Annotated in this window: 8 protein-coding genes; 5 read left to right on the plus strand and 3 right to left on the minus strand. The window is 73.7% G+C overall.

Going from position 1 to position 11,433, the window contains the following annotated elements; translation table 11 throughout:
* Positions 1-2: 2 nt before the first annotated feature.
* The 3 genes from IE172_RS19590 to IE172_RS19600 form a co-directional block, all read right to left on the minus strand.
* Positions 3-401 (minus strand): Rid family hydrolase, encoded by a 399-nt coding sequence (locus IE172_RS19590; RefSeq protein ID WP_190098537.1) that lies wholly within the window; start codon positions 399-401, stop codon positions 3-5.
* A gap of 82 nt (positions 402-483) precedes the next feature.
* Entirely contained in the window at positions 484-2,064 is a 1,581-nt protein-coding gene (locus IE172_RS19595) for an alpha/beta hydrolase (protein ID WP_190098538.1), read from the minus strand.
* Between the two features lie 200 nt (positions 2,065-2,264).
* Positions 2,265-3,302 carry an Rv2578c family radical SAM protein gene (locus IE172_RS19600; protein WP_190098539.1) on the minus strand — a complete coding sequence of 346 codons (1,038 nt, stop codon included), beginning with the start codon at positions 3,300-3,302 and terminating at the stop codon, positions 2,265-2,267.
* 159 nt (positions 3,303-3,461) lie between these two features.
* On the opposite strand from IE172_RS19600, the gene IE172_RS19605 reads away from it, so the two are divergent.
* The 5 genes from IE172_RS19605 to IE172_RS19625 all read left to right on the plus strand — a co-directional run bounded on the left by IE172_RS19605 (position 3,462) and on the right by IE172_RS19625 (position 10,936).
* On the plus strand, positions 3,462-3,905 hold the full coding sequence (locus tag IE172_RS19605) for an SRPBCC family protein (RefSeq protein WP_189559733.1): 444 nt from the start codon (positions 3,462-3,464) through the stop codon (positions 3,903-3,905).
* Positions 3,906-4,070: 165 nt separating this feature from the next.
* Entirely contained in the window at positions 4,071-6,506 is a 2,436-nt protein-coding gene (locus tag IE172_RS19610) for an MFS transporter (protein WP_190098540.1), read from the plus strand.
* A gap of 466 nt (positions 6,507-6,972) precedes the next feature.
* Complete coding sequence (locus tag IE172_RS19615) at positions 6,973-8,511, plus strand: extracellular catalytic domain type 1 short-chain-length polyhydroxyalkanoate depolymerase (protein ID WP_190098541.1); 1,539 nt, start codon at positions 6,973-6,975, stop codon at positions 8,509-8,511.
* Positions 8,512-8,672: 161 nt separating this feature from the next.
* Positions 8,673-9,470 carry a 3-hydroxybutyrate dehydrogenase gene (locus IE172_RS19620; RefSeq protein ID WP_190098542.1) on the plus strand — a complete coding sequence of 266 codons (798 nt, stop codon included), beginning with the start codon at positions 8,673-8,675 and terminating at the stop codon, positions 9,468-9,470.
* 71 nt (positions 9,471-9,541) lie between these two features.
* On the plus strand, positions 9,542-10,936 hold the full coding sequence (locus IE172_RS19625) for an MFS transporter (RefSeq protein WP_190098543.1): 1,395 nt from the start codon (positions 9,542-9,544) through the stop codon (positions 10,934-10,936).
* The last annotated feature ends 497 nt before the right edge of the window (positions 10,937-11,433 follow it).

The following is an 11,433-nucleotide window of genomic DNA, read 5'->3' on the forward strand; positions in this document are numbered from 1 at the left end:
GCTCACGCGTCCACCACCGCGAGGGCCTCGACATCGAGCGGGAACTCCGGGCGGACCAGGCCGGCGACCTGGACGGCGGACGCGGCCGGCAGGCGGCCGTCGGGCAGGTGCTCGGCGCGGGCGGCCCGGACGGCCGGCCCGTGCGCCGTGTCCGTGACGAAGGGGGCCGGTTTCGCCACGTCGTCGAACGTCGCCCCGGCCGCCGTCGGACAGCGCCCCGGGTTCTCGAGGACCTGACGCGCCCGGGCCCCCGCGTCGCCCTCGCCCGCGATCCCGCCGTCCTCGTCCGGGGGGAGCCGGCCGGAGACGGCGACGAGCCGGCCGGTGCCGGTCACCGCGCGGGTGTACTGAGCCGCGGGGGCCACGCCGTCGGGTGCGGGGAGACGGGTGAGGTGAGTCATGGAGTTCATGATGGCTCACGCGGCCGGGCCGTCGTGGTCCCCCGGTCCGGCCCGCCGCCCGCTCCCGACGGGGTGTCAGTCCTCAGCCCCGCGCGCCGAGCAGGCCGTGCAGCGTCGAGCCGCGGGCCGTCTCCGGTGCCGCCTTCGACGTCAGCGGCTTCGGGTCCGGCAGCCCCGCGCACACCGCCTCGGCCTCACCGGAACCTCCGCGCGGCACGGTCCCGTCGGTGAGGTAGGCCACCAGGTGCCGGTCCAGACAGGCGTTCCCGCTCAGTGTGATGCCGTGGTTGCCGCTGCCCGACTCCACCACCAGGCTGGAACGCCCCAGCAGCCGGTGGACGGTGACCGCGCCCTGGTACGGCGTCGCCGCGTCGTCCGTCGCCTGGAACAGCAGTGCCGGCGGCAGCGCGCCGTTGTTGACGCGCTCCGGCCGGACGGACTCGGTCGGCCAGAACGCGCACGGCGCGTTGTACCAGGCGTTGTTCCAGGCCATGAACGGGGCCCGCTCGTACATCTCCCAGGTGTCCTTGCGCCACTGTGCCCAGTCACGCGGCCAGGAGGCGTCCCGGCACTCGACCGCCGTGTAGACGCTGTAGCCGTTGTCCCCGGAGGCGTCGTTCGCGCCGAAGTTCTCGTACGCCTCGACCAGCGGCCCGTCGTCCCCGTCGTTCACGTACGCGGAGAACGCCTCCGCGAGGTAGGGCCAGTAGCCGTTGTAGTAGCCGCCCGGGATGTAGGTGTCCTCCAGCTCGGCCGCTCCCACCTTGCCGTCGGCCGGGGCCTTCCTCAGCTCCGTGCGCATCGCGTACCACTTGGCCTCGATCTTCTCCGCGTCGGTGCCCAGGCGGTACGTCGTGTCGTGCTTGGCCACCCAGTCCATGAACGCGCGGTGACGGTCGTTGAAGGCGAGGTTCTGGTTCAGATTGGCGTCGTACCAGACCTCGGTCGGGTCGACCACCGAGTCCAGGACCAGGCGTCGCACCCGGTCGGGGAACAGCTTCGCGTAGACGGCGCCCAGGTAGGTGCCGTAGGAGTAGCCGAAGTAGTTGATCCTCGTCGCGCCGAGGGCCCGCCGGATCACGTCCAGGTCGCGCACCGCGGCGCCCGTGTTGACGTGCGGCAGCAGATCGCCGTACTTCCTGCCGCAGGCCTCGGCGAAGGACCTCGCGCGCTCCAGGTTGGCCCGCTCCACCTCGGGCGAGGTGGGCACCGAGTCGGGGCGCACGGGCCCGAAGTGGTCCGGCGCGCAGTCCAGCGCGGGCTCGCTCGCGCCGACGCCGCGCGGGTCGAAGCCGATGACGTCGTACTGGGCGGCCAGCTTCTTCGGCAGCGACGACGCCACGAACCCGGCGAGCGCCAGCCCGCTGCCGCCGGGGCCGCCCGGGTTCACCAGCAGGGGGCCCTGGTACTTCTTTGCGGTGTGCGGGACGCGGGACAGCGCGAGGGTGATCGTGCGTCCGGTGGGGTCGGCGTGGTCCAGCGGCACCTCGACGGACGCGCACTGCAGCGTCGGGTAGTCGTCGGTGGCGCACTTCTTCCACGCGGGCTCCGCCGCGTGGAAGGCTTCCGCGGCGCGCGGTGTGCCGGCCTCGGCGGGGACGGCCGCCAGGGTTCCGGCCAGGACGACGGTGGCACCGCACAGCACGGCTGCGCGTCTTCTCATGGGTCCCTCCCAGGACGGAGGTGCTGCGGACCGCGAGGCTCACGGCCCACGCGGCATCGTCCCGGTGCGGGGCCCTTGGTGAACGTGTTCCCGCCATTGTTGACCCGATCGGGCCGCCGGATGCGCCCGGATGCGCCCGGCCCCGCCGGGGCGGCGGCGACCGGGCCGGCCTGCCGGTGACCGCGGCGGCCGCCCGCGTCCTAGAGGAGCGTCAGCTGGGTCGGCTCGGCCGTCCGGGGCTCGTTCGGTTCCGCGGCCCGGACGCGTCGTGGCATGCCCGGGCGGGTCGGGCCGATGCCGTACTCCTCGGCCAGCTCGTGCACCTGACGGGTGATCCGCCGCTGGTACCACCTCGGTGCGTAGGCGCCGTCCGCGTAGAGCCGCTCGTAGCGGCCGGTGAGGTGCGGGTGGTGCCGCGCCAGCCAGGCCATGAACCACTCGCGGGCGCCGGGCCGCAGATGCAGCACCAGCGGGGTGACGGAGGTGGCGCCGGCGGCCGCGACGGCCCGCACGGTCGCCCGCAGCTGCTCCGGGCGGTCGCTCAGGAACGGGATCACCGGGGCCATCAGCACGCCGCAGCCGATGCCGTGCCCGGCGAGCGTGCGCACCACGTCGAGGCGCCGCTCCGGGGACGGTGTGCCCGGCTCGACCGTGCGCCACAGCGTCTCGTCCGTGAAGCCGACCGAGACGGAGACGCCGACGTCGGTCACCTCCGCGGCCTGCCGGAGCAGCGGGAGGTCCCGCAGGATCAGCGTGCCCTTGGTGAGGATCGAGAACGGGTTCGCGTGGTCGCGCAGGGCGGCGAGGATGCCCGGCATCAGCCGGTAGCGGCCCTCGGCCCGCTGGTAGCAGTCGACGTTCGTGCCCATCGCGATGTGCTCTCCCTGCCAGCCGCGGGAGGACAGCCGGTGGCGCAGCAGCTCGGGGGCGTTCACCTTGACCACGATCTGGCTGTCGAACCCGAGGCCGGTGTCGAGGTCGAGGTAGCTGTGGGTCTTCCTCGCGAAGCAGTACACGCACGCGTGCGTGCAGCCCCGGTAGGGGTTGACGGTCCACTCGAAGGGCATGCGGGAAGCCCCCGGCACGCGGTTGACGATCGAACGGGCCCGGATCTCGTGGAAGGTGACGCCACGGAACTCCGGCGTGTCGAAGGTACGGGTGATCACCGCCTCCGCGCCGAACAGCGCGGCGTCGGCCCGGCCGGGTCCGGAGTCCGGGGTGAGGTTCTCCCAGCGCATGACGCCTCCTCGGTAGCACTGGCCCACAGAATAGAACAAGTGTTCCCTTGATCGTGCGGGTGGCATGTTCGGTCAGAACCGGAACCCCGATTTGGGTGGCCGGGCGCGGGGGTGGTTGGCTTGGCCCGACCCCTGTACCCCATGCCCTGGAGGAAAGCGATGGCGCAGGTCGAGGCCACTACGGAGCGGATCGTCGCGGCGGACGCGGAGACGGTGTTCGATGCCCTCGCCGACTACAGCGGCACCCGCGCGAAGCTGCTGCCCGAGCAGTACAGCGAGTACGAGGTCCGCGAGGGCGGCGACGGCGAGGGGACCCTGGTGCACTGGAAGCTCCAGGCCACCAGCAAGCGCGTGCGCGACTGTCTCCTGGAGGTCACCGAGCCCACCGACGGCGAACTCGTCGAGAAGGACCGCAACTCCTCCATGGTCACCACCTGGCGCGTCACCCCGGCCGGGGAGGGCCGCTCCCGGGTCGTCGTGACCACCGTCTGGAACGGCGCCGGCGGCATCGGCGGCTTCTTCGAGAAGACCTTCGCGCCCAAGGGCCTCGCCCGCATCTACGACGCCCTGCTGGCCAAGCTGGCCACGGAAGTTGAGAAGTAGCGGCCGTCCCGCACCCTCAAAATCCGAGAACCGGAGGGGAGTTGACCTCTCACCGGTTCGAGTGATCCGCCGACGGACCGTCTCTGTCCCGTAACTCGCCGCGCTTGCTCGTAGTTGTCGCTTTTACGCGGGAATTGTCCGGCGGTGCGACGAGGGGAGCGGCACGTGGGCGGGATCACTCTGACGCAGGACGAGCCGGTCACGGCACCACCGGCCGGGGGCCCGCCGCCCCCGGCACCGGTCGCGGAGCCGGGCCTGAGCCCGCGCCGGGTCCGGCTCGTCTTCGTCGCCCTGATGCTCGCGCTGCTCCTCGCCGCCCTGGAGCAGATGATCGTCGCCACCGCGCTGCCGAAGATCGTCGGCGAGCTGCACGGCCTGGACAGCATGTCCTGGGCGATCACCGCCTATCTGCTCACCTCCACCATCGGCCTCCCGGTCTACGGCAAGCTCGGCGACCTGCTCGGCCGCAAGGGCGTGTTCCAGTTCGCCATCCTCGTCTTCGTCATCGGCTCCGCGCTGGCCGGACGGGCGACGACCATGGACCAGCTGATCGCCTACCGCGCGGTGCAGGGCGTCGGCGCGGGCGGGCTGATGATCGGCGTCCAGGCGATCATGGCGGACATCGTGCCCGCGCGGCAGCGCGGCCGCTTCATGGGGCTCATCGGCGCCGCCTTCGGCCTGGCCTCCGTCGCCGGCCCCCTGCTCGGCGGCTGGTTCACCGACCACCTCTCCTGGCGCTGGTGCTTCTACATCAACATCCCCTTCGGCCTCGTCACCATGGTCGTCGTGGCCCTGGTGCTCAAGCTGCCCAAGCCGGCCGCGCGGGGCCGCTTCGACGTCCTCGGCACCCTGTTGCTGGCCGCCGCCTCCACCTGCCTGGTGCTGCTGACCACCTGGGGCGGCACCGAGTACGCCTGGGACTCCCGCACCGTGCTCGGACTCGGCGCGGGCGCCGCCGCGGCCACCGCGCTCTTCCTCCTCGTCGAACGCTTCGCCGCCGAACCCCTCATCCCGCTGCGGCTGTTCCGCGACTCCGTCTTCAACATCACCGGCCTGGTGGGCCTGGTGATCGGCGTCGCCCTGTTCGGCGCCGCGAGCTACCTGCCCACGTACCTGCAGATGGTCGACGGGGCCTCCGCCACCGAGTCCGGGCTGCTGATGCTGCCCATGATGGGCGGCATCGTCGGCGCCTCCGTCGTCTCCGGCCAGCTCATCACCCGCACCGGCCGCTACCGGTGGCACCCCGTCGCCGGCGCGGCCCTCGCGGTCGTCGGCATGGGGCTGCTCTCCCGCCTGGAGACCGGCACCCCCCGGCTGCACTACAGCGTCTGGATGGCCGTCCTGGGCACCGGCATCGGCATGGTGATGCCGGTGCTGGTCCTCGCCGTGCAGAACGCGGCGCGCCCCGCCGACCTCGGCACCGCCACCAGCGCCCACAACTACTTCCGGCAGATCGGCGGCAGCGTCGGGGCCGCCGTCTTCGGCACCCTCTTCGCCGACCGGCTCGACGACGCGCTCGCCGAGCGCCTCCCCGCGGACGCGGCCGCGCCGGACGCCGCGTCCGTCACCCCCGAGTCGGTGCGCGCGCTGCCGCCCGGGCTGCGCGACGCCTACGTGCAGGCCTACGCCGACGCCATGCCGCGCATCTTCCTCTACCTGGTGCCGGTGCTCGTCCTCGGCCTGCTCATCGCCTTCTTCCTCAAGGAGAAACCACTGGTGTCCCACCACGCCCCCACCGCCGACCCCGCCCAGCAGGCGCCGTACTCCGACCCGCGGGTGCCGCCCGCCCGCCCCCGCTCGGCCGGCGGGGCGAACCCCGCCGGGCCGCGCCTGCCGCACACCGGCGGCATCCCCGTCTGCGGCACCGTCCAGCATCCCGACGGGACCGCCGTGCCCCGCGCGGCCCTCACCCTCATCGACGTCTCGGGACAGCAGACCGGACGCGGCGCCAGCGGCGAGGACGGCCGGTACGCGCTGGCCACGCCCGGCCCGGGCGCGTACGTCCTGATCGCCGCCGCGGGCGGCCACCAGCCGCAGGCGGTCTCAGTGACCGTCGGCGAGCGGCCCGTCGAACTCGACGTCGTCCTCGGCGGCGCGGGCCGCCTGGCCGGCAGCGTCGTCACCGCCGACGGCACACCCGTACGGGACGCCGCCGTCACCCTCACCAACGTCCACGGCGAGGTCGTCGCCAGTACCCGCAGCGGCCGCGAGGGCGGTTACGTCATCACCGAGCTGGTGGCCGGCGAGTACACGCTCGCCGCGAGCGCCCCCGCCTTCCGGCCGGCCGCCCTCCCGGTCACCGTCCAGGCCGCCCGCGAGACCCGCCAGGACGTCGAACTCGCCGGCGGCGCCGTGCTCCGCGGCACCGTGCGGGCGGGCGGCGGACGGCCCGTCGAGGAGGCGCGGGTGACCCTCCTGGACGCGGCGGGCAACGTCGTCGACACCCTCACCACCGGACCCGACGGCACCTTCCGCTTCGTCGACCTCTCCTCCGGGGAGTACACCGTCATCGCCGCCGGCTACCCACCGGTCGCGACCGTGCTCCAAGTGGCCGGCGGAGGCCGGACGGAACGCGACCTCCAGCTGGGTCACGAGGACTGAGACGGTTCTCCGGGCTCGTCACCGGCGCCGTACGGCACTTCCGTGCCCGCCCCGGTGGCGCCCCGGCTGGTGCGCGGCGGCACGCTGCCGTGCGGGGCGGCGGACGGCGACCACGAACCGCCGGCGCCGCGTGGCGCACGACCGACGGACGAGGCCGGGCGCGGCCTGCGGGTGGCCTGCACCCTCGCCCGCGAGCGGGGCACGAGCCGCACCACGGCCGGCAGGAGCGTGTGGTGCGAGGTGACGGCCCCGCCGCCGAGCGCCGGCCCGGGTGGGACGACGGTCCCGCTAGCAGGCGGACGCCGGCGGCGCAACCGGTGCGGGGCAGTGCCGGCGGGGGCCGGCTGTGGTGGCACCCGCCATACCGTTGCACGTTGAACGACCCCTACGGTGCCGGACACCGGGCCGCTCCCGCCGATCCACGCCCAGGGAGCGGCCCGGATTCCCCCCGCACCGAGGAGCCGCCATGCAGTCGCCGCCCCGCCGGACACCCGCCGCCCCGCGCTCGAGCGCCCCGCCCGCTCCGCCCCCCGGCCCCGTGCCGTCCCGTACACGCCGTGGCCGTTTCGGCCTGCTGTCCCGGCTCGTGGCCGTCGTCGCGCTGGTCCTGGCGCCGGCCCTGGCCGGCCCGGCACCGGAGGCCCACGCCGCCGTCGGCCTGACCCGGGTCACCGGCTTCGGCGCCAACCCGGGCGGGCTGAACATGTACGTCTACCGGCCCGCCTCCCTGCCCGCCGCTCCGGCGGTGGTGTTCGCCCTGCACGGCTGCGGTCAGAACGCCCAGACGTACGCCGACAACTCCGGTCTGCCCGAACTCGCCGACCGGCACGGCTTCCTGGTGGTCCTCGCCGAGACCACCAGCGCCAACAACGCGGGCAAGTGCTTCAACTGGTTCCAGCCCGCCGACAACCGCAGGGGCCAGGGCGAGGCCGAGTCGATCCGGCAGATGGCCGCGCACACCGTCTCCGCCTACGGCGCGGACGCCGGGCGGACCTACGTCACCGGTCTCTCCGCCGGCGGTGGCATGACCTCGGTGGTGCTCGCCGCCTACCCGGACGTCTTCCGGGCCGGCGCGGTCGTCGCCGGGCTGCCCCACGGCTGCGCCGACGACATGATGGCGGCCTACACCTGCATGAACCCCGGGGTCGACCGGACCCCGGCCCAGTGGGCCCAGCGGGTCCGCGACGCCCACCCGTCGTGGACGGGTCCCTGGCCGCGCGTGGCCGTCTGGCACGGTGACCGGGACACCACCGTCGTGCCGCGCAACGCCGACGAACTGCGCGACCAGTGGACCGAGCTGCACGGCCTGTCCCGGACACCGACCCGTACGTCCGTCATCGGCCCGAACTCCACCCGGCACGAGGAGTACGTCGCCGCGGACGGTTCGGTGGCCGTCGAGGTCAACCGGGTGCCGGGCATCGGGCACGCCACACCGGTCGATCCGGGCAGCGGCCCCCAGCAGTGCGGCGGCACCGGTACCGCCCACTTCGCGGACTCGATCTGCTCCAGCCACTGGATCAGCCGCTTCTTCGGCCTGGACGGACCCGGCCCCGGCACCGGGGTGCTGCCCGCTCCGACCGGCCTCGCCCCGGCCGGGGCCACCGACACCACCATCGGCCTGACCTGGAACGCCGTGGACGGCGCCACGGGATACGCCGTCCACCGCGACGGTGTCCCGGTCGCCACGGCGGACTCCACGTCCTACACCGACAGCGGGCTCGCCCCCGGCTCGTCCCACACCTACGCCGTCGCGGCCCGCGACGGCGAGGGCAGGACGGGACGGCTCTCCGGCACGGTCACCGCGCGGACCACCGGCGCGGCCGCCGCCTGCTGGACCGCCTCCAACTACGCCCACGTCCAGGCGGGACGCGCCGTCACCAGCGGGGGTCGCACCCACGCCAAGGGCTCCGGGCAGGACATGGGCCTGTACAACGTCTACGTCACCCACACCCTGAAGGAGTCGCCCGCCGGCTACTTCACCCTCGCGGACGGGAACTGCCCCTGATCCGCGAGCCGCTCGCCGCCGCAGGTGCTGCCCGGCCCGGGGCACCTGCGGCGCCCTGCGCTGCCCCGCGAGGCCCGTGGGTGGCCCTCCACCGATCGAGCAGCTTCTATGTGCCCCACACACATAGGTGTCGCGGTGAGGCGTCCGTACTGTTTCCGGCCATGACAAGCGAAACACCTCGTCCCGCCCCCCGCCCCGCCCCGGCCGGCGCGGGCGTGGACCTGACGTCCAGGACCGCCCTGGTCACGGGCGGCGGCAGCGGTATCGGCAAGGCATGCGCCGCGGCGCTGGCCGGGGCCGGGGCCACCGTGCACGTGGTCGACCGGGACGCCGAATCGGCCAGGAAGGCCGCCGCCGAGATCGGGGGAGAGGCGCATGTCGTCGACCTTGCGGACCCGGCGGCGCTGGACACGCTGCCCACGGAGGTCGACATCCTGGTCAACAACGCCGGTCTCCAGCACGTGGCGCCCCTGACCGAGTTCCCTCCGGAGCGCTTCGACCTCATCCAGCGGGTGATGGTCACCGCCCCGTTCCTGCTGATGCGCCGCAGCCTCCCGCACATGTACGGGCAGGGCTGGGGACGGCTGATCAACGTCTCCAGCGTCCACGGGCTGCGGGCCAGCGCCTACAAGTCCGCCTACGTCACCGCCAAGCACGCACTCGAGGGCCTGAGCAAGGTGGCCGCGATCGAGGGCGCCCCCCACGGCGTGACCAGCAACTGCGTCAACCCCGGCTACGTCCGCACCCCCCTGGTGGAGAACCAGATCCGCGACCAGGCCGCCGCGCACGGCATCAGCGCCGGCGACGTCCTGACCGACGTGCTGCTCACCCGCTCACCCGTCAAGCGCCTCCTGGAGCCGGAGGAGGTCGCCGCCGCCGCGCTGTGGCTGTGCGCCGACCACAGCAGCTACGTCACGGGCATCTCCCTGCCGCTCGACGGCGGCTGGGGAGCCGGCTGACCCGCCCGCCCCCACGACCACCCCCCACGTCCGTCCCCGCACCCGCACCTCACCCGAGAATCGGTGAACCCATGTCCGAGACCACACCCGCCAAGCCGGGCGAGCCCCGTCCCGGTGGCATCGCACGTGTCGTCGGCGCGAGCCTGATCGGCACCACCGTCGAGTGGTACGACTTCTTCCTCTACGGCTCCGCCGCCGCGCTGGTGTTCAACACCCTCTTCTTCCCCAGCAGCGATCCGCTGGTGGGCACGCTGCTCGCCTTCATGACCTATGCGATCGGCTTCCTGGCCCGGCCGATCGGCGGCATGGTCTTCGGGCACTACGGCGACAAGATCGGCCGTAAGAAGCTGCTCGTGCTCAGCCTGCTGATGATGGGCGGCGCCACCTTCGCCATGGGCCTGCTGCCCACCTACGGCAGCATCGGCGTCGGCGCCCCGATCCTGCTCACCGTCCTGCGCCTGATCCAGGGCTTCGCTCTGGGCGGCGAATGGGGCGGAGCGGTGCTGATCGTCTCCGAGCACGGCGGCGACAAGCACCGGGGCTTCTGGGCGTCCTGGCCGCAGTGCGGCGTCCCCGCCGGCAACCTGCTGGCCACGGCCGTCCTCGCGGTGCTGGCGTCCGTCCAGTCCGAGGCGGCCTTCCAGTCCTGGGGCTGGCGCATCCCCTTCCTGCTCTCCGGCGTCCTGGTCCTGATCGGACTGTGGATCCGTGTCTCGGTCTCCGAATCGCCGGTGTTCCTTGCCGCCCAGGCCAAGGCCGAAGCGGCCGCCGCCGAGGGAGCCGAGGAGAAGCCGCCCGTGGTCGAGGTCTTCCGGCGCAGCTGGCGCGAGGTGCTCGGGGCGATCGGCGTCCGGTTCGGCGAGAACATCTCCTACTACATCCTGACCTCCTTCCTGCTGGTGTACGTCACCACCCACCTGGAGCTGCCCAAGAGCACCGCGCTGAACGCGGTCCTGATCGCCTCCGCCGTCCACTTCGTCACCATCCCGCTGTGGGGGGCGCTCTCCGACCGCCTGGGCCGCAGGCCGGTGACGATGATCGGCGCGGTCGGCATGGCCGTCTGGGCGTTCGCCTTCTTCTCCCTGGTCGACAGCGAGTCCTTCACCGTGATCACCCTGTCGGTCACCGTGGGCCTGCTGCTCCACGGCGCCATGTACGGACCGCAGGCCGCCTTCATCTCCGAGATGTTCGACACCAAGGTGCGCTACTCCGGGGCCTCGGTGGGCTCGCAGCTCGCCTCCATCCTCGCCGGGGCGCTCGCCCCGATCATCGCCGTCGAACTCCTCAGGCGGTACGGAACCTCGACGCCCATCGCCCTGTACCTCTGTGCCTCCGCCCTGATCACCGCCCTCACCGTCGTGGTCATCAAGGAGACCCGCGGGCGCGACCTCACCCAGTCGGTCAAGGAGTCACCGGCGCCCCCGCAGGGACAGGAGCCGGCGCTCGCCCGTACCGACCGGGCCTGACGCGACGCCACCGCCGTACCGTGGTCCGCCCGTGAGCAGGAGACGGGCGGACCACCGGCACGCACCGAACACCGCACCCGCCGTCCCGGCCGCCCGCCCCCGCGGGCGCGGGGACGGCTCGGGCGTTCACGACGCGGAGGGCGCCGGGCCGGCCCGGGCCGGGAGGAGGGGGGGACCCGTCGTTCCGCCCGCGAGCCGACGGGATCCGTCCTCGGCCACGGCGCCCGGCGCGGCGCCCGGCGGGGCATCGGACCACGGCCACGGCGCCGGCCGGGTCCGTACCGAGGACGTCCCCCGCCGATGCCGGCACCGTCGCCCGGCGCCTCGACCGTGTCGCACGGCCCTCGCTTCCGACGGCCGTGTCGCACGGCGCTCGCTTCCGACGGCCGTGTCGCACGGCGCTCGCTTCCGACGGCCGTGTCGCACGGCCCTCGCTTCCGCAGCGGACACGCCCGGCGGGGCGCTGTGAGGCGGACCGCGCCCCAGCACCCCCGTCC

This window comes from Streptomyces griseoflavus (genome assembly GCF_014649995.1).
GTDB classification, from domain to species: domain Bacteria; phylum Actinomycetota; class Actinomycetes; order Streptomycetales; family Streptomycetaceae; genus Streptomyces; species Streptomyces griseoflavus.